A 22,254-nucleotide genomic window follows, 5' to 3' on the forward strand; every position below is an offset into this window, starting at 1 on the left:
GATCAAAAAACCAACGGCCAGATAAAGTATCTGCACGGTAACGGTGCTGAAAAACCGTTCCTGCGGACCACTCTTGCCAAGTTGGCGAGCATTGTTCCGACTCCGACGGGGCAAAATGATTCCCCAAACGGTCCAGGACAACTCTCTACCTAAGTCAAATGGATCAGCGAACGCTGATCCCCCGTAGCGCGCGATTATCTAGTAGCCCGCGTGACAACGCATCAGGGGTAGCAAAGTATTTATCGAGAAAACTCCCTGTTTGACCTCGAAACAGAACCGAAAAGATGTTTCAAACGCTTTCAGGACTGTAACAGGAAGGTTACCGGGCCATCATTGACCAGATGAACCTGCATGTCGGCGCCGAATCTACCTGATGCCACAGTGCCATGCACCTGTTTCGCCTGGGTCAGCAAATAGTTGAACAACTCTTCGCCCAAGGCCGGTGGCGCGGCCGTGGAAAAACTCGGGCGCAAGCCGCTTTTGGTGTCGGCCGCCAAGGTGAACTGCGACACCAGCAGCAACCCACCACCGACATCCACCAAGGACAGGTTCATCTTGCCCTCGGCGTCGCTGAACACTCGATAGTTAAGCAGTTTGTGCAGGAGTTTGTCGGCGCTGGCCCGGGTATCCCCGGGCTCAACGGCCACCAACACCAGCAAGCCCTGGTCCACGGCCCCGACGATCTCGCCCGCCACTTCGACCCGGGCGCCACGCACCCGTTGCAACAGCCCCTTCATGCTTCTTCGGGCGGCAGATCAAGCAGGCGCCGGGCCATTTGCGCGGCGGCGCGCACCAGTGCATCGGTAATCCCCGGCTCCGAAGCGGCGTGACCGGCGTCGCGGATCACCTGCAGCTCGCTGTTGGGCCAGTTCTGATGTAGCTCCCAGGCATTGTCCAATGGGCAGATGACGTCGTAGCGGCCGTGCACGATGACGCCCGGCAAATGGGCGATCTTGCCCATGTCGCGAATCAACTGGTTGGGTTCGAGGAAGGCGTTGTTGGTGAAGTAGTGGCATTCGATCCGGGCGATGGACAGCGCCCGTTGCGGCTCGGAGAAGCGATCGACCACCAGCGGGTTCGGACGCAGGGTCGCGGTGCGACCTTCCCAGGTGGACCAGGCCTTGGCCGCGTGCATCTGGGCGATCTGGTCGTTGCCGGTCAGGCGTTTGTGGAAAGCGCTGAGCAGGTCATCGCGCTCGTCCAACGGGATCGGTGCGATGTAGTCCTGCCAGTAGTCGGGAAACAGGCGACTGGCGCCAGCCTGATAGAACCACTCGATTTCCTGCGGACGGCAGAGAAAGATCCCACGCAGGATCAGGCCATGCACCCGCTCCGGATGGGTCTGGGCATACGCCAGGGCCAGGGTCGAACCCCAGGAACCGCCGAACAGCACCCATTTCTCGATGCCCAGGTGCTTGCGGATGCGCTCCAGGTCTTCAACCAGGTCCCAGGTGGTGTTGTTTTCCAGGCTGGCGTGGGGGGTGGACCGACCGCACCCGCGCTGATCGAAGGTGACGATGCGGTACAGGTTCGGATCGAAGTAACGACGGCTCTGCGCATCGCAGCCGGCACCCGGGCCGCCGTGAATGAACACCACTGGCAGGCCTTCCGGGGAGCCGCTTTCATCGACATAGAGCGTGTGGGTGTCATCGACAGCCAGATCGTGCCGGGCATGGGGTTTGATCTGCGGGTACAAAGTCTGCATTGCGCGCTCCGTAAGGGGTCGAGTCATCCCTGTAGGGACTTCTATTTAGTCTGCCGTTCGGCATCATAAACCCGAATGACCTTAATGAGCATGCCCCCTGCGCAGTCAAAGCATGTCAGCCAGGTACGCCAACAGGGTGCGATACATCCGATCGACCTCTGGCACCTGGCCCCGGCCACGCAGGCAACCGTGGACCAACCCTTTGCCGAGATACAGCACGGCGTCGCCTCCTGCGGCGTTCAGCCGCTCGCTGTAACGGACGCCATCGTCGCGCAGCGGGTCCCATTGCGCGACGGCGACCAGGGCTGGCGGCAAGCCGCTCAAGTCGGCGGCAAGTAGCGGCATGGCATAGGGCGAGGGCCGAGCGCCACCCAGGTACAGCGCCTCATAACGTGCCAGGTCGCGGCTGCTCAGGAGTGGGGCATCGAAGCACTCGTGGCGCGAGGGCAGATCCGCGGGGCCGCCGAGCGCCGGATAAATCAAGACCTGGGCCCGGGGTAATGGTTGTCCAGCGTCGCGCAAGGCCAGGCATAACGCGGCGGCGAGATTGCCGCCGGCACTGTCACCAACCACCAGCCGACGACGCGGGTCGATGGCAAACGGGGCGTCCGTCAGGTGACGCCACACTGCGAGGCAATCTTCGAAACCGGCCGGAAATGGATGTTCCGGGGCCAGCCGGTAATCCACCGCCACCACCAACGCGCCCAGCTCAGCCGCCAGCGCCATGCAGATGAAGTCATGGGAGTCCAGGTCCCCCACCACCCAACCGCCACCGTGCAGGTAAAGAAGGCATGGCCAGCCGGCAATCGGTGCCGCGCGCTGCGGGTAATAGGCCCGCACCGCCACGCCGGCCAGCTCGAAATCCTCGATGGCCAGCGTCGGCGGACATGGGGGACTGAACGCCCGGCACATTCGGCTGTAGGCCTGGCGCGAACCGGCGAGGCTGTCGTCCGGGCTGGTGAAGCTCAGGGTCTGGTCGATGAAGGCTGATATCTGTTTAGAGAGTGGATATGAGGCCATGATGAACACCACCTATTAAAATGTGGGAGCAAGGCTTGCCCGCGATGGCAGTGGTACATCCAATCGTTATTTCGGCTGACACATCGCTATCGCGGGCAAGCCTTGCTCCCACAGATAAATCATTCCACCACAGATAAATCACCCCGCCGCAGCTAGGTAGGTCATTTTTTGAGACTGGCCTGCACCGCCGCTACGCCATCCTTGCCATCAAAGCTCGCGACGCCAGCCAGCCAGCGCTGCAAATCCTCGGGATGCTCGCGCAGCCATTGCCGGGCGACATCCTGGGGTGTCTTGCGCGCCATGATCGGCACCATCAACTGACTCTCCTGGGCAGCGGTGAAGGTGAGATTTTCCAACAGCCGGTTTACATTCGGGCACCGCTGTGCATAGTCCGGCGCTGTTACGGTGGACACGGTCGCGGCGCCTTCGTTCGGGCCGTAGACGTCCTCGCTGCCAGTCAGGTACGTGATATTCATATTGATGTTCATCGGGTGCGGGGTCCAGCCGACGAAGACCACGAACTCCTTGCGGTTCACCGCCCGCTGCACCGCCGCCAGCATCCCCGCTTCACCGGACTCGATCAGTTTGAAGTCCTTGAGGCCGAAGTGGTTGGTTTCAATCAGGGTCTTGATGGTGGTGTTGGCGCCACTGCCCGGCTCGATGCCGTAGATCTTGCCGCCGAGCTGATCCTTGAACCGGGCGATGTCGGCAAAGGTCTTGAGCCCCGCCGCCGCCACGTAATCCGGTACGGCCAATGTGGCCTGGGCGTCGGCCAGGCTTGGTTTGTCCAGCACCTTCACCTGGTTGGCCGCCAGGAACGGCGCGATGTTCTTGTCCATCGCCGGCTTCCAATACCCCAGGAAGATGTCGAGCCGCTTGTCGCGGATGCCGGCGAAGATGATCTGTTGCACGGCGCTGGTCTGCTTGCTGTCGTAGCCCAGTCCGGTGAGCAGCACATCGGCCATGCCGCTGGTGGCGATCACATCGGTCCAGTTGACCACGCCCATGCGCACGGTCTGGCAGGACGCAGGCTCGGCGGCCATCGCGCCGGTGCTCAAGATAGCGGTACCGCAGAGGATCGACAGACAGCCTTTGAACAGTCTTTTCATCGGGGGAGGTCTCGTGCGGCAGCGGGATTATTGTAGGTCGGTGTCTTGGCGCACCGTGACCGGAACATTACGCAGCGTCGAGGGGGCGAAGGTGAACTGTGGCGACGCGGTTTTGCACGGTGGCGACAGTTTCCGCCCGAGGCTCAAGAACAACACAAACCTGTAGCGAGAGGATCTGTGGGAGCAAGGCTTGCCCGCGATGAAGACACCGCGGTTCCCCTGAAACCGAGGCGCCTGTATCGCGAGCAAGCCTTGCTCCCACAGGTAAGTCCCCTCGCTACAGGAGTATTGGTAGGCCTTTATTTCTTGTAAGCCTGCCGTCCCCACGCCAGGAAACCTTCCAGCAGCTCCTTGAGTACCACTTGGGTCGGTGCCGCCAGATCCGGGCGGTAGTTGAACGGTTCGAACTCTTCCATGTAGGTGCTCTGGCACAGTTCCAGTTGCACCGCATGGATGTCTTCGGCCGGGTTGCCATAGTGCCGCGTGATGTGGCCACCCTTGAAACGCCCGTTGAGCACGTGGGTGAACTGACCATGGCGGGCGCAGATGGCTTCGAGTTTACTGGCCAAGGTCGGATCGCAACTGGCACCGTTGAACGTTCCGAGGTTGAAGTCCGGCAGCTTGCCGTCGAACAGGTGCGGGATCATCGAGCGAATCGAGTGGGCATCGAACAGCAAGGCATAGCCGAACTCGGCCTTGAGCCGTGCCAGTTCCTGCTGCAGCGCTTGGTGGTACGGCATCCAGACCTGTTGCAGATACGTCGCCCGTTCCTCGGCCGACGGTTCCAGCCCTTCGCGAAACAACGGCACGCCATCGAACAGCGTCGCCGGGTACAACCCAGTGGTGGCGCCGACGTACATCGGTTTGTCGTCGGAGGGGCGATTCAGGTCGACGACGAACCGCGAGTACTCCGCGGCCAGGGTGCTGGCGCCCAGCTCATTGGCGAATTCATAGAGCTTGGGAATGTGCCAGTCGGTGTCCGGCAGGCTCTGGGCTTCGGGGATCAACCCAGCCTTCACCGCCGGCGTCAGGCGCAGGCCGGCGTGGGGCATGCTGACCAACAGCGGCACACGCCCTTGCTTGAAATTCAGGACCTTCTCCACAACCGTTCTCCTCAATCGATTTCCACGCCGTGACGCACGACGCGTTTTTCCAGATCGCCACCGAGCCAGTACGCCAGGTCGGCCGGGCGGTCGATGTGCCAGGCGACAAAGTCCGCGACCTTGCCGACCTCCAGCGAACCGTGAGTCTGCGCCATGCCCAAGGCCTGTGCCGCATGAATCGTCGCCCCCGCCAAGGCTTCCTCCGGGGTCATGCGGAAACAGGTGCAGGCCATGTTCAACATCAAGCGCAACGACAACGCCGGCGAGGTGCCGGGGTTGAGGTCGCTGGCCACGGCGATTTTCACCCCGTGCTTACGCAGGGCATCCATAGGCGGCAGTTGAGTTTCGCGCAGGAAATAAAACGCCCCCGGCAGCAACACTGCCACGGTGCCGGCCTCGGCCATGGCCTTGGCGTCGTCCTCGGTCATGAACTCCAGGTGATCGGCCGACAGCGCCTGGTAACGCGCCGCCAGGCTGGAACCGTGCAGCGACGACAGTTGTTCGGCGTGCAGCTTTACCGGCAGCCCCAGTTGTTGTGCGGCGATGAACACGCGCTCGACCTGCGCCGGGGAAAACGCCAGGTATTCGCAAAAGGCATCCACCGCATCCACCAGCCCCTCGGCCGCCAGGGCCGGCAGCATCTCGGTGCAGATGTGTTCGATGTAGTCATCGGCGCGATCTTTGTATTCCGGCGGCAAGGCGTGGGCCGCCAGGCAGGTGCTGCGTACGCTGACCGGCAACTCGGCCCCAAGGCGACGGATGACTCGCAGGATCTTGCGTTCGCTGGCCAGGTCGAGACCGTAGCCGGACTTGATTTCCACCGTGGTCACGCCGTCGTGCATCAGGCTTTGCAGGCGCTTGGCGGCACTGGCGAACAGCTCGTCTTCACTGGCGGCGCGGGTGGCGCGCACGGTGCTGGCGATGCCACCGCCGGCCGCCGCGATCTCGGCGTAGCTGACGCCTTGCAGGCGCTGTTCGAACTCACCGCTGCGGTTGCCGCCAAACACCGTGTGGGTGTGGCAATCGATCAACCCCGGCGTGACCCAGGCGCCCTTGAGGTCGTTGACCGCCGGGTAGTCACCCGTCGGCAGTTCGGCACGCGGGCCGATCCAGTGAATGTGCTCGCCCTGGGTGACAATGGCCGCGTCTTCGATGATCGAGTAGACGCCCTGGGCCATGGTGGCGGCGTGGCAGTTTTGCCAGAGGGTTTTCATCCCGAGTCTCCTCGTCTCATTCAAAATCGATTCGCGAGCAGGCTCGCTCCCACAAGGGCCAGGGTGTATCCCAAATGAATGTTCAACCCCTACCCCTGTGGGAGCGAGCTTGCTCGCGATGAGGCCCTTACAGGCTCGGCAACAACTGCGCCGTGACCAATTCATTCAGGCAACGACTGGCCAACAATTCAGTAGCCGCATTGATGTCCGGCGCAAAGAAGCGGTCCTTCTCATAAAACGGCACTTCTGCGCGCAACAGGCTGCGAGCCTGTTCCAGTTTGACGGAGGTCTTCAAACCGCCGCGCAGGTCCAGCCCCTGGCACGCCGCGAGCCATTCCACCGCCAGAATCCCACGGGTATTTTCGGCCATTTCCCACAGGCGCTTGCCGGCGGCCGGGGCCATGGAGACGTGGTCTTCCTGGTTGGCCGAGGTCGGCAGGCTGTCCACCGAATGGGGATGGGACAGCGCCTTGTTTTCACTGGCCAGGGCCGCAGCGGTGACCTGGGCGATCATGAAGCCGGAGTTCACCCCGCCATTGGCCACCAGGAACGGCGGCAGTTGCGACATGTGCTTGTCCATCATCAACGAGATACGACGCTCGCTCAGGGAGCCGATTTCGGCAATCGCCAGGGCCATGTTGTCGGCGGCCATCGCCACCGGTTCGGCGTGGAAGTTGCCACCGGAAATCACGTCACCCTCGGCGGCGAACACCAGCGGGTTATCCGACACCGCGTTGGCCTCGATCACCAGCACCTCGGCGGCCTGGCGGAACTGAGTCAGGCAGGCGCCCATCACTTGCGGCTGGCAGCGTAAGGAGTACGGGTCCTGGACCTTGTCGCAGTTCTGGTGCGAATCGGAGACTTCGCTGCGCTCGCCCAGCAGATCGCGGTAAGCGGCGGCGGCATCGATCTGGCCTTTCTGGCCGCGCGCGGCATGGATGCGCGCATCGAATGGCGAACGCGAGCCGAGCACCGCTTCCACCGTCAGGCTGCCCAGGGCCAGGGCGCCGGCAAACAGGTCTTCGCCTTCGAACAGGCCACGCAGGGCAAACGCGGTGGACACCTGGGTGCCGTTGAGCAGCGCCAGGCCTTCTTTGGCAGCCAGGGTCAGCGGCGCGAGGCCAGCGACTTTCAGGGCATCGACAGCCGGCAGCCATTCGCCTTTGTAGCGGGCCTTGCCTTCACCCAGCAGCACCAGGGACATGTGAGCCAGCGGTGCCAGGTCGCCGGAAGCACCGACCGAACCTTTCAGCGGAATGTGCGGATAGACCTCGGCATTGATCAGCGCAATCAGCGCATCGATCACCTGCCGGCGAATGCCCGAAAAACCCCGGCTCAGACTGTTGACCTTGAGCACCATGACCAACCGCACCAGCGCATCGCTGATCGGCTCGCCCACACCGGCGGCATGGGACAGCACCAGGGAGCGCTGCAGGTTCTCCAGGTCTTCGCTGGCGATGCGGGTCGAAGCCAGCAGGCCGAAACCGGTGTTGATGCCGTACGCTGTACGGTTCTCGGCCAGGATCTGCTCGACACAGGCGACGCTGGCTTCGATCTGCGCCGACGCGCTGGCGTCGAGGCTGAGGGTCACGGGTTGCTGATAGATGTCACGCAATTGAGCCAAGCTCAATTGGCCGGGAATCAGGTTTAAGGCAGTCATGTATTGCTCCTTTTGAGAGTTTTGTTTTTTCACCCGCCAGTCGCTCCGGAATGTTCCGTTATCCGTCACCCTCGCCTTTTGGGCGATGGATGCCTTGGCACGCCGGCGGTTTTTTGATCAATTCAAATTCGGTAAAGCATCGTGCAGCACGATTGGATCTTTAAGCAGCGCCGCAGCACTGGCGATGTCCGGCGCCAGCCAGCGGTCCTGGTCGTAGGCCGGTACGCGCTCGCGCAGCAGCTTCCAGGCGATGTCGGTGCCGGCGCCGAAGCGCTGGGCCTTGAGAAACTCAAAGGCCTGAGCCGCCAACAGGTATTCGATGGCGAGGATCTGCGTGCAGTTTTCCAGCGCCCGGTGCAGCTTCAGGGCCGCGTTGGTGCCCATGCTCAGGTGATCTTCCTGCAAACCGGAGGTGACGAAGTTGTCCAGCACCGCCGGTTGCGCCAGTTGCTTGTTCTCCGCGCACAGCGACGCGGCGACATATTGCACAATCATCATCCCCGAGTTCACGCCGGGGTTGGCCACCAGGAAGGCTGGCAGGCCGCTGACGTGGGGGTTGATCAAGCGGTCGAGGCGACGCTCGGCGATGGAACCGATCTCTGCCATGGCAATCGCCAACAGGTCCGCCGCCAACGCCACCGACTGGCCGTGGGGATTGGCCTGGGACATGACCCGGAAATTCTCCGGCGTACCCAGCAGCAGCGGATTATCGGTGACCGCGTTGAGTTCGGTTTCGATCTGTTGCCGGGCGTGGGCCAACTGATCGCGAGCGGCGCCGTGCACCTGGGGAATCGAACGGATGCTCAAGGCGTCCTGGGTACGGATGCCCAGGCTCGCGGCGATGACCTCGCTGCCATCGAGCAATGCCCGTAAATTCACGCCGACCTGCTGCATGCCCGGGTGCGGCTTGAGGGCAATGACGTCGGCGTCGAATGCGGCAATCTGGCCGCGCTGGGCCTCGAAGCTCATGGCGCCGATCACGTCGGCCCATTGCACCAGGCGCGTCGCATCGGCCAGGGCCAGGCAGCTCAGGCCAGTCATGCACGGCGTGCCGTTGACCAGGCACAAACCGTCCTTGGCCCCCAGTTGCACCGGTTGCAAACCCTCGGCGGCCAAGGCCTGTTGCGCCGGGACTATTTGTCCGCGGTAGCTGACCTGGCCGACACCCAGCAGTGCGATGCCGATGTGAGCCATGTGGGTCAGGTAACCCACCGAACCTTGGGATGGCACTTGCGGTGTGATACCGCGATTGAGCAGCGCCAGCAACGCCTCGACCACTCGGCGATGGATACCGGACTTGCCCTGGCTGTAGTTGAGGATGGCGGCGCAGATAATCGCCCGGGTCTGCTCATCGGAAAGCACCGGGCCGACGCCACAGGCATGGCTGAGCAGGGTGTTGCGCGACAGCTGGCTGAGTTGTTCGTCCTTGAGCGAGACATTGCACAAGGCCCCCAGGCCGGTGTTGACGCCGTAAGCGCGCTCGCCGCTTTCGACGATGCGCTGGACGATGGCCTGGGCATTGTCGATCCGCGCCCAGGTCTGGGTCGACAACTCGAGCACAGCGCCGAAGCGGGCGACAGCGACGACGTCCTGCCAACGCAATGGAGCGCCGGTGATGATGATTTTTTCAGCCTGGGACATCTAAAGCCTCATGCACATAAAGTTGCCAATAACATTTGTGGCAAGGAGCGGACATCTGTGGGAGCAAGGCTTGCCCGCGATAAAAACAACGCGGCCTCTCTGGAACCGAGGCGCCTGTATCGCGAGCAAGCTTTGCTCCCACAGATAAATCCCCTCGCCACAACTGAGTTCAGCCTTACACCACCGCAGCCCTACGCTGCACAAACCGATCGACATACTCATCCGCCGGCGAGTGCAGGATCTCTCGCGGCGTGCCGACCTGGATCAGCTTGCCGTCCTTGAGAATCGCAATACGATTGCCAATGCGCACGGCCTCATCGAGGTCGTGGGTGATGAAGACGATGGTCTTGTGCAGGGTCTTTTGCAGTTCCAGCAACTGGTCCTGCATTTCCGCGCGGATCAACGGGTCGAGGGCGCTGAAGGCTTCGTCCATCAGGATGATGTCGGTGTCCGCCGCCAAGGCCCGGGCCAGACCGACCCGTTGGCGCATACCGCCGGAGAGCTGGTGCGGGTATTTGTTCTCGTAGCCTTTCAGGCCCACGGTGTTGATCCAATGCAGCGCGCGCTCGGCGCACACCTGCTTGCTCTCACCGCGCACTTTCAAACCATAGGCGACGTTGTCCAGCACACTCTTGTGGGGCAACAGACCGAAGCTCTGGAACACCATGCTGATCTTGTGCCGGCGAAACTCGCGCAGGGCGTCCATGTCCAGTTGCAGGATGTCTTCGCCGTCCACCAGGATCGCGCCACTGGTGGGATCGATCAGCCGGTTGAAGTGGCGCACCAACGTGGACTTGCCGGAGCCGGACAGGCCCATGATCACGAAGATCTCACCGGTGCCGATGCTCAACGACAGGTCGTTCACACCGACCACGCAACCGGTTTCCGCCAGCACCTGGTCCTTGGTCTTGTTCTGGCGGATCAGCTCCAGGGCTTCCTTGGAGCGATTGCCGAAAATCTTGAAGACGTTCTTGACTTCGATCTTGCTGATGGCTGCGTTGCTCATTTGCTCACCTCATGCCGAGGACGACCATAGGCCTGGGTAATGCGGTCGATGACCACGGCGAGAATCACGATGGCCAGCCCCGCTTCCAGGCCGCGTCCAACGTTGAGGGTCTGGATGCCCACCAGTACGTCTTCACCCAGGCCTCGGGCGCCGATCATCGAAGCGATGACGACCATCGACAAGGCCATCATGGTGGTCTGGTTGATCCCGGCCATGATGCTCGGCAGGGCCAGGGGCAGTTGCACGCCGAACAGCTGCTGCCAGCGGTTGGCGCCGAAGGCGTTGATGGCTTCCATCACTTCGCCGTCCACCTGGCGGATGCCCAGGTCGGTCAGGCGAATCAACGGCGGCGCGGCGTAGATCACCGTGGCGAAAATCGCCGGGACCTTGCCCAGGCCGAACAGCATCAACACCGGAATCAGGTACACGAAGCTCGGCATGGTCTGCATGATGTCCAGCAACGGCATCAGCACCGAACGCAGGCGATTGCTGCGCGCCGAGAGGATGCCCAGGGGAATGCCGATCAACACCGAGATCAGCGTCGCCACCAGCATCAACGCGAGGGTCTGCATCAGCTTGTCCCACAGGCCCACCGCGCCCACCAGGAACAACAGGCCGACGATCACCGCCGTGGTCACGACCTTGCGGGTGGCGTGCCAGGCAACGCCGCCGACGATGGCCAGCATCAGCCACCAGGGCGCCATGCGCAGCACACCTTCGAGGTTGACGATGGCCCACAGCAGGGTGTCGGAGATATGCCGGAACACATCGCCATAGTTGGTCACCAGGGAGTCGACCCAACCGTTGACCCAATCGGCGATGGAGAAGGTAAAGCTTTCGGGAAACATAAGAGACTCTCGATCAAGTGGATGCGGTGAACGTCCCGGCCAGCCCTAAGGTTGGCCGGGGGTATTCGACCTACAGAGCCGCGTCGATTTTCTTGGCAGCGTCTTCACTGACCCAGGCGTGCCAGACTTCAGGATGTTCCTTCAGGAAGATCTTCGCCAGTTTCGGCGACTCGATCCGCTCCTTGGCCATACGCCCGAGGTTCTGGTTCAGGATATCGATGGGCAGGTTGACCTTTTCCAGCACCGCCACCAGTTCCGGGGCTTCGTCGTGGAAGGTCTTGGACAGGCCGACCTTGATGCTTACGCTCTTATCCACGCCCGGTTTTTCTTCCAGTTTCACCAGGTCCACCTGGCCCATCAGCGGTGTTGGCGACCAGTAGTAGAACAGGATCGGTTCGCCACGCTTGTAGCTCGACAGCACCGCCGCATCCAAGGCCGGGCCGGTGCCTGGGCGGAAGTTGGTGTAGGTTTTTTCCAGGCCGTAGCTTTTCAGCATTTCGCTGTTGTCCAGCTCGCAGGTCCAGCCGGCCGGGCAGTTGTAGAAGCGGCCCTTGGACGGTTCTTCCGGGTCCTTGAACACGGCAGCGTATTGGCCCAGGTCGGCGATGTTCTTCAGGCCCGGGGCCTTGGCTTCGAGCTTGCGCTTGGCGTCGCCTTCAACCACGTAGCGTGGCACGTACCAGCCCTCGATGGCGCCCACGACCGGGGCACCGACGCCGACCACCTTGCCGGCTTTCTCGGCCTTGTTCCAGACTTCACTGCGGCCGACCCACTCTTCGGCGAACACCTGGATGTCGTTGCTGCTCAGGGCGTTTTCCATGGTGATGGAGTTGCCCGGCAGGCTGTCGGTCTTGCAGTCGTAGCCTTTTTCCAGCACCACTTGCAGGACATCGGTCAGTAGCATGCCGCTTTCCCAGTTCAGGCCGGCGAACTTCACCGGTTTACCCGACTCGCACCAACCCGCCGCTTGCGTGGCGCCGGCGCTGGCCAGCAGGCCCATGGAAAGCAATGTGGTCAGCAGGGTCTTGTTCGACTTCATTATGTGACGCTCCTAATCAGTTGGATTGGCTTACGGCAGTCAAGAGGCATCCAGCCCTGTCAACGTCCCATCAGACCGCTTGGATGCGGCCCGCCCTGCTCGGTTGTGCGTCAACCGCGTCCTGCTCGAGCGGCAGGATCAATTGATCGGGTACTGCGCTGTGCCACTTCTTGGCGAGGACGAAATACAGCGCCGCCGGGACCACCAGGCCGATGATCCAGGAGATATCCACACCGCCCATGGCTCCCACCAGCGGACCGGTATAGAACTTGGTGGCGATGAACGGCAATTGCACCAGCACACCGAAGACATAAACGCTGATGCCGAGGGCATTCCAACGACCATAGCGACCGTTCGGGTCGGCCAGTGCCGGCACGTCATAGCGCTCGCGCGTGATGCAGTAGTAATCCACCAGGTTGATCGCGCTCCAAGGCGTAAAAAACGCCAGCAAGAACAAGATGAAGGACTTGAACGCCCCGAGGAACGAGTGCTGGCCGAGCAGCGCGATCAGGGTCGCAGCGCCGACGATGACCAGCACGAAGATCAGCCGCTGCAAACGCGTGACGTTCAGGTGCCCCCGGAAACCGCTGATGATGGTGGCAATGCACATGAAGCTGCCGTAGGAGTTCAGCGTGGAGATGGTGACCTTGCCAAACGCGATGCTGAAGTACAGCAGCGCAGCGGTGGCGCCGGTACCCCCCAGGCCCACGATGTAGGCCACTTCGTGACCGGCGAATTGCCCATTGGCCGAGGCGGCGGCAAACACGCCGAGGATCATCGCCACCTGTGCGCCGATGACTGAACCGGCGCCTGCGGCAAAAAAGGTTTTCACCGAGGACGTCTTGCTCGGCAGGTAACGCGAATAGTCAGCCACGTAGGGGCCGAAGGCGATCTGCCAGGAGGCCGCGAGCGACACCGCCAGCAGGAAACTGCTCCAGCTGAAATGGCGGATCTGCAGGAGTGCGCCAACGTCCGTCTGGCTGATCAGTCGAGCGAACAGGTAAACAAAGGCAATCACACCGATAACGCTGGCGACACGGCCAATGAAGTGAATCACCCGATAACCGAGCACCGTGACCAGCACGATGACACTGGCGAAAATGAGGATGCCGACACTGTCGCTGACGCCAAACAACTGGCCCAGCGCCTGGCCGGAAAGCACGGTTCCCGTCGCGGTGAAACCCAGGTACATCAGGCACACCAGCACGATCGGGATAGCCGCGCCATACACACCAAACTGCACCCGGCTGGAGATCATCTGCGGCAGGCCAAGCTTGGGCCCTTGGGCGGCATGCAACGCCATGACGCCACCGCCGAGCACTTGGCCGATCAGCAAACCGATCAACGACCAGAACACATCACCGCCCAGCACCACCGCCAATGCACCGGTGACAATGGCCGTGATTTGCAGATTGGCCCCCATCCAGAGAGTGAACTGGCTCAACAGCCGACCGTGTCGCTCCGCTTCCGGGATGTAATCGATCGAACGTTTCTCGATCAACGGCTTGCTGCTTGCGCGTTCGCTGGTGACAGCCATGGTTCAACCTCTGGTGGATTGTTCTGGAATTCATTGGCTCTGCAATTTCCCTGTGGGAGCGAGCTTGCTCGCGATAGCGATGGGTCAGTACCCGCTCCATCGACTGACACACCCTCATCGCGAGCAAGCTCGCTCCCACATGGGCTTCAGGGGTTACTTGCCGGTGATCATCGGCAGGTTCAGCCCCTGCTCCTTGGCGCAATCAATGGCGATCTGGTAACCGGCATCGGCATGGCGCATCACCCCGGTGCCCGGGTCGTTGTGCAGTACGCGGGCAATCCGTTCAGCCGCTTCGTCGGTACCGTCGCAGACGATCACCATGCCCGAGTGCTGGGAGAAGCCCATGCCGACGCCGCCACCGTGGTGCAACGACACCCAGGTCGCGCCGCTGGCGGTGTTGAGCAAGGCGTTGAGCAGCGGCCAGTCGGAAACGGCGTCGGAGCCGTCCTGCATGGATTCGGTTTCACGGTTCGGGCTGGCGACGGAACCAGAGTCGAGGTGGTCGCGACCGATGACAATCGGCGCCGACAACTCGCCGCTGCGCACCATTTCGTTGAAGGCCAGACCCAACTTGGCGCGCTGGCCCAGGCCAACCCAGCAGATACGCGCCGGCAAGCCCTGGAAGCTGATGCGCTCGCGGGCCATGTCCAACCAGTTGTGCAGGTGGGCGTCGTCGGGGATCAGTTCCTTGACCTTGGCGTCGGTCTTGTAGATGTCCTGGGGGTCACCGGACAGCGCAGCCCAACGGAACGGGCCGATGCCACGGCAGAACAGCGGACGGATATAGGCCGGGACGAAGCCGGGGAAGTCGAAGGCATTTTCGACGCCCTCTTCCTGGGCCATCTGGCGGATGTTGTTGCCGTAGTCGAAGGTCGGCACGCCCATTTTCTGGAAGGCCAACATGGCTTTGACGTGGACGGCCATCGATTGCTTGGCAGCCTTCACCACGGCAGCGGGTTCGGTCTTGGCACGGGCACGGTATTCGTCCCAGGTCCAACCGGCCGGCAGGTAACCGTTGAGGGGATCGTGGGCGCTGGTCTGGTCGGTGACCATGTCCGGGCGCACACCACGACGGACCATTTCCGGCAGGATTTCGGCAGCATTCCCGCACAGCGCGATGGAAATGGCCTTGCCTTCGGCGGTGTATTTCTCGATACGCGCCAAGGCGTCGTCGAGGTCTTTGGCTTGCTCGTCGACGTAGCGGGTTTTCAGACGGAAATCGATGCTCACCTGCTGGCATTCGATGTTCAGCGAGCACGCACCCGCCAGTGTCGCGGCCAGGGGTTGTGCGCCGCCCATGCCACCCAAGCCGGCGGTCAGGACCCAACGGCCCTTGAGGTTGGAGTCGTAGTGCTGGCGACCGGCTTCGACGAAGGTTTCATAAGTGCCCTGCACGATGCCCTGGCTGCCGATGTAGATCCAGCTGCCAGCGGTCATCTGGCCGTACATGGCCAGGCCCTTGGCGTCGAGTTCGTTGAAGTGCTCCCAACTGGCCCAGTGCGGCACCAGGTTGGAGTTGGCGATCAGTACGCGAGGGGCATTGCTGTGGGTCTTGAATACGCCCACCGGCTTGCCGGATTGCACCAGCAGGGTTTCGTCGTCGTTCAGGTTGGTGAGGCTTTCGACGATCTTGTCGTAGCACTCCCAGTTACGCGCCGCGCGGCCGATGCCACCGTAGACCACCAGCTCCTTGGGGTTCTCGGCCACTTCCGGGTCGAGGTTGTTCATCAACATGCGCAGCGGCGCTTCAGTCAGCCAGCTTTTGGCGGTCAGCGTGTTACCGCGAGGGGCGCGAATTTCAACGTCACGGTATTTTTCGGGTTTACGGGTAGCGTCGGTCACAGCAAAAACTCCTCAGCGATCAATCCAGACCAGCCCGGGCAGTGGGCAGCGATTTTGCGAACGTTGCGTTGAATATCGGTGACTCATACGCATACGTCTTTACTTGTATGTACAAGCATATGCAATCAAGCGGCCAACTTGTTGGAAGTGATGCTTAGGAACGGCTGGGGAATTGGCTGAAAGCCCTGTAGTTGAAGGGTTAACGAGCCGTATGAAATTTTTTAAGAGGGCTTTTTAGGGGAAGATCAGAGGGACAAAAAAGCGTGGTATTGCGCCACGCTGGGGCATTCGGTAACAAGTTGGTGCGCAGAAGAAACAGTAGGCAGGCACCTTGTGAAGAGGGGATTTATCTGTAGGAGCAAGGCTTGCCCGCGACGCAGGCGACTCGATTTTCTGGCAGACCGCATCGCCTGCATCGCGGGCAAGCCTTGCTTCCACAGGGTACTCAAGAAGTTGAAATTAGTGGGCCGTCAGCTCGATCACGCAGCATTGACCGTGGGTGGAGACATCCACCAGCCCGGTGTTACCGCTCAGTTGCAAGCAGTCGTAGAGTCCCAAATCCACGGCAGATTCAGCGATCTTGATGGCCAATCCCGGGGCGGCACTGAACACCAACACCGTCCCCGCCTCGCTGAAAAACCGCTGCTGGCCGCCCAACCACTGCAACCGCACGCGGTAACGTTGTGGCGCGTAGATCAGGTTGAAGTCGCGAATCGGCCCGCCCAGCAGCGTGCAATACACATGACTCTCGCCACTGAACGCAAAAGGGTCCAGCGGATGCAAAGCCCGCGTGGCCTGGCCATCGACGCTCAACGTCATGCCATCACCTTGCAAGACGCTGATGATCCGCTCGTAACCGGCGAAGCTGGAAAAGCCGCCCGATTCAGCAATATCGGCGATCGACAGGCGCCAACCGAAACCTTCCAGGCCGGCCCCGGCATCGCGGGTGATTTCCTCGGTGCTGCCACCGCCGTTTTTCCACGGCATGCGGGGGTAATCCGCTGCGCGTAAAACCTTCAACTGGCTCATTTATGAAAGCGCCCTTCCAGGCTGTGGCGGGAGCCCGGATGGATCAGGCGTGCGGCGGTCACCGGTTGGCGTCCGGACCAGGTACGACGGCGGATCAACAGGCACGGCTCACCTCGCTCGATCTGCAGCAGCTTGCATTCGCTCGGCTCGGCCAGGATCGCTTCCACCACGTGCTCGCCTTCGGTCAGTGGCGCAACCTGGTTCAGGTAGGCGTAAGGGGTCTGCACGGTGAAATCCTGCTTGAGGTAGTCAGGCGCCACCAGTGCGTTGACAAAACGGTCCTCGATTTGCACGGGGATGTCATTCTCGAAATGCACGATCAGCGAATGGAACACCTTCTGGCCTTCACGCATGTCCAGGGCCAGGGCTCGCTCGGAACCGGCCGCCTCTTCTTCCAGGGTGATCACCTTGCAGGTGTGGCGATGACCACGGGAGGCGATTTCGTCGGCAATGTTGTGCACTTCGAACAACGCGGATTGGCTCTTGGGCTCGGCCACGAACGTGCCCACCCCCTGCATGCGCACCAACAGGCCGTCGGCGGTCATTTCCCGCAGGGCACGGTTGATGGTCATGCGACTGAAGCCCAACTGGCTGACCAGCTCGCTTTCCGACGGCACGCGGTAATGCGGCGGCCAGTTTCCACTGTCGATCTGCTGGGTGATCATCTGTTTGACGCGGGCGTACAAGGGCGCCGGACTGTCACCCATGTGTGCGGCCAGCGGCGGTTTGGCAGGCGGAGTCGGCACGGCGGTTCCCTGTTCTGCGGATAAGGTTGCTAGCTTGCCGGAGTTTACCGGCCAGGCAAACGTCTGTATATGTATATACAAATTACGCACGATGAGGTTGAACCATGTCCGCCTTCTTTGCCGAACGCGCGCTGCTGCCTAGTGGATGGGCCCACGATGTACGTCTTGAGGTCGATGCCGAGGGCGTACTGACCCATATCCAGGCCGGTTCCCACGCAGACGGCGCCGAACGGCTGGGCGGCCCGTTGTTGCCGGGCATGCCGAACCTGCACTCCCATGCTTTTCAACGGGCGATGGCCGGGCTGGCGGAAGTGGCGGGCAATCCCAACGACAGTTTCTGGACCTGGCGCGACTTGATGTATCGCCTCGTCGGAAAAATCAGCCCCGAGCAACTCGGCATCATCGCTCGCCAGCTGTACATCGAAATGCTCAAGGCCGGCTACACCTCGGTCGCCGAATTCCATTACGTGCACCATGACACCGACGGCGCGCCCTACGCCGACCCGGCGGAGCTGGCCCTGCGCATCAGCCACGCCGCCAGCGCCGCCGGCATCGGCCTGACGCTGCTGCCGGTGCTCTACAGCCATTCCGGTTTTGGCGGCCAGGCGCCCAATGACGGGCAGCGCCGGTTCATCAACAGCACTGAAAACTACTTGAAGCTTCAGTCGCGCTTGCAGCCGATCCTGGCCGGGCAACCGTCCCAGGCACTGGGCCTGTGTTTCCACTCGTTGCGCGCTGTGACGCCCGAACAGATCCAGGACGTGCTGGCCGCCAGCGACCGTGATTGCCCGGTGCACATTCACATCGCCGAGCAGCAAAAGGAAGTCGATGACTGCCTGAGCTGGAGCGGCGCCCGCCCGTTGCAATGGCTGTACGAAAACACCGAGGTCGACCAGCGCTGGTGCCTGGTCCATGCCACCCATGCCAACGCCCAGGAAGTCAGCCTCATTGCCAAGAGCCGGGCGATTGCCGGTCTGTGCCTGACCACCGAAGCCAACCTGGGGGACGGGATTTTCCCGGCCGTGGATTTCCTCGCCCAGGGCGGACGCCTGGGGATCGGCTCCGACAGTCATGTGTCGTTGAGCGTGGTCGAAGAATTGCGTTGGCTGGAATATGGCCAGCGCCTGCGTGATCAACGGCGCAACCGCTTATACCGGACGGATCAGCCGATGGTTGGCCGCACCTTGTTTGACGCGGCATTGGAAGGCGGCGCCAAGGCCCTGGGACAACCGGTCGGCGCCCTCGACATCGGCAAGCGCGCCGACTGGCTGGTGCTCGATGGCAACGACCCATACCTGGCCACCGCCCAGGGCGACGGGATCCTCAATCGCTGGCTGTTTGCCGGCGGCGATCGCCAGGTGCGCGATGTGATGGTCGGTGGACAGTGGGTTGTGCGCGATGGGCGTCATGCCGGCGAAGAGGAAAGCGCCCAGGCGTTTACCCAGGTATTGCGCGAACTCCTGGGCTGATCGCAAAGAATCAATGTGGGAATACCACTGTGGGAGCGAGCTTGCTCGCGATGAGGCCTTCACACTCAACGCAATGTTGACTGGAAATCCGTCATCGCGAGCAAGCTCGCTCCCACACTGGTTTTCGGGTGACCGTCAGTCCGAGGTCTTGGCCATCTGCCGATCCGAGGCGCGCCAGATCAGTCGTGTCGTGTCATAACCCTGCTGGCGCGCCTTGCTCAGCAGTTCCTCGCGCACGACGCTATTGACGGTCGGTGTGCGGGACAGCAGCCACATGTAGCGGCGGCTCGGGTCGCCGACAATGGCGGTCTTGTAGTCATCGCTGACGTACAGCACCCAGTACTGCCCTTTCGCCACGCCCGGCACGATCCGTGAAAACCAGTTATCGAACTCGACCCAGAGCTTGTCGGTCTTGCCCGGCACCTGCGGCGTGGCGGTACCCTTGGCTTCTTCCCACTGCCAGTCCGAGGTCAGGCAGCGATTGAGCACACCCACATTGCCGTCTGGCTTGAGGGTGTAGTGAGCTTCCGATTGCGCGCAATTGCGCTGGAAATACATGGGCAGGCGGGCCAACTCATACCAGGTCCCTTGGTAACGCTTGAGGTTGACGCTGTTGACCGTCTTGGGTGCCAGCGGATCTTCGCCAGAAGTGGCACAGCCAGCCAAAACCAGGCCAGCCAAAAGCACAAAAACTAACCGCATCATTATTTTTCTCCCGCAGGCCTCTGGCCTCGGTTTACTTCAGGCCTTGGCCGGAAAACATCAACACTTTGTCACCGGCGTACTGCACGCTGATAAAGCTTTTCTGGTCGCCCCAGGTGCAGCTGGACATGCCGAGGGCGCCTGAGCAATCGGTCGGTTTTCCCAGCAACGTTTCGACTTCGGCCTTGGGCATACCCGCCGACAGTTTCGAATAGTTTTCCTGGTTGACCTTGCTGCATGCGGTCAACACGACGCACATAAACAGCAGAGCGATAGATCGCAGCGACATGGTGTAACTCCTGGAACGGAAGGGAGGTGGCAGGGTGCCAACCTGATCCTTAGAAGAGAAAACCCTTATCTGGTTCCCTGACGTCCCCAGTATTTATTGGCCGTGCAGAGGTGTTTCATCGGTGAATCAACCGGTTTGTGACGCCGTCGTACCTTTCGTCGGGATTGACGCCCTGACGCCTGATGGGCCGGGCTTCTGCGCCGATAAAAAGTAACAGCGCAAAACCCTGCGCTATGGCAAATTGACAGCCCTTCCTGACCCGTCCCTCCGCGGTAGTGTTATTAATGACCAGAAACATGAAATTCAGCCATAAAATCCTGCTGGCTGCCGCCCTCGTGGTGGCCGTTGCATTCGCCTGTTTCATCCTGTTCAACGACTATCGTCAACGCCAGAGCCTGCACGCCAGCACCGAGACCTCCATGCAGGAGCTCGGCAGCCTGACCAGCCGCAACATCCAGACGTGGGTCGACGGCCGTATCCAATTGCTGCAATCGCTGGCCCAGCAGATCGCCGTGGACGGCAGCAGTGCCGACAGCCTCAAGCGCGCCGTGGGCCTGCCGGCCTACACCGGCAACTTCCAGCTCAGCTATTTCGGCGGCACCGACGGCGTGATGTTCTCGGTACCGGCCGGCAATCGCGCCGCCGACTACGACCCGCGCGCCCGTGGCTGGTACAAGGCCGCCAACAGCGCACAGCAAACCATTGTCACCGAGCCCTACATCGCCGCCTCGTCGGGCAAGCTGGTGATCACCGTCGCCACACCGGTACAGCGCCAGAACCAGATGATCGGCGTGGCCGGTGCGGACATCGACCTGTCCAGCGTCAGCGCCATCATCAACTCGCTGAACTTCGGCGGCCACGGCCACGCGTTCATCGTCAGCGCCGACGGCAAGATCCTGATCCACCCCGACAGCAAGCGAGTGCTCAAGACCTTGGCCGAGGCCTACCCCAACGGCGCACCGCAAATCAGCCCGGGCGTGAAGGAAGTCGATCTCGACGGCAAGACCCAATTCATCTCCTTCACCCGCGTCAACGGCGTGCCGGGCGCCGATTGGTACGTGGCGCTGGTGCTCGACAAGGACACCGCGCTGGCGATGCTCAGTGAGTTCCGTACATCGGCACTGATCGCCATGGTCATCGCCGTGGTGTTCATCATCGCCCTGCTGGGCATGTTGATCCGCGTGCTGATGCAGCCGCTGCTGACCATGGGCCGTGCCATGCATGACATCGCCGAAGGCGAAGGCGACCTGACCCGCCGCCTGGTCATCCACGGCCAGGACGAATTCGGCGCACTGGGCACGTCGTTCAACCGTTTTGTCGAGCGCATTCACACCTCGATCCGCGAAGTGGCCTCGGCCACCGGACAGGTCAACGAAGTCGCCTTGCGCGTGGTCAGTGCGTCCAACTCGTCGATGTTCAACTCCGACCAGCAGGCATCGCGCACCAGCAGCGTGGCCGCGGCCATCAACCAGCTTGGCGCCGCCGCCCAGGAAATCGCCCAGAACGCCGCCCTCGCCTCGCAACATTCCAGCGATGCCCGCAGCCTGGCCGAAGACGGTCAGCAAGTGGTGGATAAAACCATCGCGGCCATGCAGCAGTTGTCGGCCAAGATCAGCGATTCGTGTGGCAACATCGAAACCCTGAACAGCAACACGGTGAACATCGGCCAGATTCTTGAGGTGATCACCAGCATTTCCCAGCAGACCAACCTGCTCGCCCTGAACGCCGCCATCGAAGCAGCCCGGGCCGGTGAAGCCGGGCGCGGCTTCGCGGTGGTGGCCGATGAAGTGCGCAACCTGGCCCACCGCACCCAGGATTCGGCGCAGCAAGTGCAGAAGATGATCGAAGAACTGCAAGTCGGCGCACGGGAAGCGGTACTGACCATGACCGACAGCCAGCGCCAGAGCGAAAGCAGCGTCGGCATCGCCAACCAGGCCGGCGAACGACTGGGCAGCGTGACCCAGCGTATCGGTGAAATCGACGGCATGAACCAGTCCGTGGCGACCGCCACCGAAGAACAGACCGCCGTGGTGGAGTCGATCAACGTCGACATCACCGAGATCAATACCCTTAACCAGGAAGGCGTGGAAAACCTGCAAGCCACCTTGCGCGCCTGTGCCGACCTCGAGCAGCAGGCGGCGCGATTGAAGCAGTTGGTGGGCAGTTTCCGGATCTAGCGCCTGGAAGGGGCCCCATCGCGAGCAAGCTCGCTCCCACAGTTGATCAGATTTCCCTGACGGAACTCGGTCAACTGTGGGAGCGAGCTTGCTCGCGATAGCGGCATCAGACGCGCAG

General features: G+C 61.8%; 19 protein-coding genes. 2 read left to right on the forward strand and 17 right to left on the reverse strand.

From position 1 onward, the window contains the following. Positions 1 to 299: 299 nt before the first annotated feature. From dtd to hutC, 15 genes are all read right to left on the reverse strand, one after another. Positions 300 to 737, reverse strand: a complete 438-nt coding sequence (gene dtd / locus AC3A5O_RS01390; protein WP_053117600.1) for a D-aminoacyl-tRNA deacylase — start codon at positions 735 to 737, stop codon at positions 300 to 302. After that, on the reverse strand, positions 734 to 1,705 hold the full coding sequence (pip, locus tag AC3A5O_RS01395) for a prolyl aminopeptidase (RefSeq protein ID WP_003196909.1): 972 nt from the start codon (positions 1,703 to 1,705) through the stop codon (positions 734 to 736). Before pip ends, dtd begins: the two co-directional genes overlap by 4 nt. Positions 1,706 to 1,810: 105 nt before the next feature. After that, entirely contained in the window at positions 1,811 to 2,725 is a 915-nt protein-coding gene (locus tag AC3A5O_RS01400; protein WP_122565276.1) for an alpha/beta hydrolase, read from the reverse strand. A 161-nt stretch (positions 2,726 to 2,886) separates the two neighbouring features. Further along, the gene (locus AC3A5O_RS01405; protein WP_487752772.1) at positions 2,887 to 3,834 is read right to left on the reverse strand and encodes a choline ABC transporter substrate-binding protein; all 948 of its coding nucleotides are present in this window, start codon (positions 3,832 to 3,834) and stop codon (positions 2,887 to 2,889) included. Between the two features lie 299 nt (positions 3,835 to 4,133). After that, positions 4,134 to 4,937, reverse strand: a complete 804-nt coding sequence (hutG, locus tag AC3A5O_RS01410) for an N-formylglutamate deformylase (RefSeq protein WP_487752773.1) — start codon at positions 4,935 to 4,937, stop codon at positions 4,134 to 4,136. An 11-nt stretch (positions 4,938 to 4,948) separates the two neighbouring features. Further along, a complete protein-coding gene (gene hutI, locus AC3A5O_RS01415; RefSeq protein ID WP_487752774.1) occupies positions 4,949 to 6,151 on the reverse strand; it encodes an imidazolonepropionase in 1,203 nt (400 codons plus the stop codon). Positions 6,152 to 6,278: 127 nt separating this feature from the next. Further along, positions 6,279 to 7,811: a histidine ammonia-lyase gene (gene hutH / locus AC3A5O_RS01420; RefSeq protein WP_487752775.1), complete on the reverse strand. Its 1,533-nt coding sequence runs from the start codon at positions 7,809 to 7,811 to the stop codon at positions 6,279 to 6,281. Between the two features lie 117 nt (positions 7,812 to 7,928). Continuing rightward, positions 7,929 to 9,452, reverse strand: coding sequence for a histidine ammonia-lyase (gene hutH / locus AC3A5O_RS01425; RefSeq protein WP_487752776.1), 1,524 nt, complete (start codon positions 9,450 to 9,452; stop codon positions 7,929 to 7,931). Between the two features lie 175 nt (positions 9,453 to 9,627). Next, the gene (locus AC3A5O_RS01430; protein WP_050586211.1) at positions 9,628 to 10,458 is read right to left on the reverse strand and encodes a quaternary amine ABC transporter ATP-binding protein; all 831 of its coding nucleotides are present in this window, start codon (positions 10,456 to 10,458) and stop codon (positions 9,628 to 9,630) included. After that, the gene (locus AC3A5O_RS01435; RefSeq protein WP_122565270.1) at positions 10,455 to 11,306 is read right to left on the reverse strand and encodes an ABC transporter permease; all 852 of its coding nucleotides are present in this window, start codon (positions 11,304 to 11,306) and stop codon (positions 10,455 to 10,457) included. The genes AC3A5O_RS01430 and AC3A5O_RS01435 overlap by 4 nt, the downstream gene beginning before the upstream one ends. A 70-nt stretch (positions 11,307 to 11,376) precedes the next feature. Then, positions 11,377 to 12,345, reverse strand: coding sequence for an ABC transporter substrate-binding protein (locus AC3A5O_RS01440; RefSeq protein WP_014336129.1), 969 nt, complete (start codon positions 12,343 to 12,345; stop codon positions 11,377 to 11,379). A 70-nt stretch (positions 12,346 to 12,415) separates the two neighbouring features. Next, positions 12,416 to 13,882 (reverse strand): purine-cytosine permease family protein, encoded by a 1,467-nt coding sequence (locus AC3A5O_RS01445; protein WP_122565269.1) that lies wholly within the window; start codon positions 13,880 to 13,882, stop codon positions 12,416 to 12,418. Positions 13,883 to 14,035: 153 nt separating this feature from the next. Continuing rightward, positions 14,036 to 15,724, reverse strand: coding sequence for a urocanate hydratase (hutU, locus tag AC3A5O_RS01450; protein WP_039592729.1), 1,689 nt, complete (start codon positions 15,722 to 15,724; stop codon positions 14,036 to 14,038). A 459-nt stretch (positions 15,725 to 16,183) separates the two neighbouring features. Then, positions 16,184 to 16,753, reverse strand: coding sequence for a HutD/Ves family protein (locus AC3A5O_RS01455; RefSeq protein WP_487752777.1), 570 nt, complete (start codon positions 16,751 to 16,753; stop codon positions 16,184 to 16,186). Further along, a complete protein-coding gene (gene hutC, locus AC3A5O_RS01460; protein WP_170845945.1) occupies positions 16,750 to 17,460 on the reverse strand; it encodes a histidine utilization transcriptional repressor HutC in 711 nt (236 codons plus the stop codon). The genes AC3A5O_RS01455 and hutC overlap by 4 nt, the downstream gene beginning before the upstream one ends. Positions 17,461 to 17,603: 143 nt before the next feature. On the opposite strand from hutC, the gene AC3A5O_RS01465 reads away from it, so the two are divergent. Further along, positions 17,604 to 18,968, forward strand: coding sequence for a formimidoylglutamate deiminase (locus tag AC3A5O_RS01465; RefSeq protein WP_305491541.1), 1,365 nt, complete (start codon positions 17,604 to 17,606; stop codon positions 18,966 to 18,968). A gap of 135 nt (positions 18,969 to 19,103) precedes the next feature. Here the strand turns inward: AC3A5O_RS01465 and AC3A5O_RS01470 are convergent, their stop codons facing one another. Together AC3A5O_RS01470 and AC3A5O_RS01475 are read right to left on the reverse strand one after the other, a co-directional pair. After that, complete coding sequence (locus tag AC3A5O_RS01470; protein WP_122565265.1) at positions 19,104 to 19,673, reverse strand: lipocalin family protein; 570 nt, start codon at positions 19,671 to 19,673, stop codon at positions 19,104 to 19,106. Between the two features lie 31 nt (positions 19,674 to 19,704). Next, on the reverse strand, positions 19,705 to 19,959 hold the full coding sequence (locus AC3A5O_RS01475) for a hypothetical protein (protein WP_003186715.1): 255 nt from the start codon (positions 19,957 to 19,959) through the stop codon (positions 19,705 to 19,707). A 284-nt stretch (positions 19,960 to 20,243) separates the two neighbouring features. On the opposite strand from AC3A5O_RS01475, the gene AC3A5O_RS01480 reads away from it, so the two are divergent. Continuing rightward, complete coding sequence (locus tag AC3A5O_RS01480; protein ID WP_305469312.1) at positions 20,244 to 22,136, forward strand: methyl-accepting chemotaxis protein; 1,893 nt, start codon at positions 20,244 to 20,246, stop codon at positions 22,134 to 22,136. Positions 22,137 to 22,254: the final 118 nt, after the last annotated feature.

The organism is Pseudomonas sp. Soil_N_39, assembly GCF_057655955.1.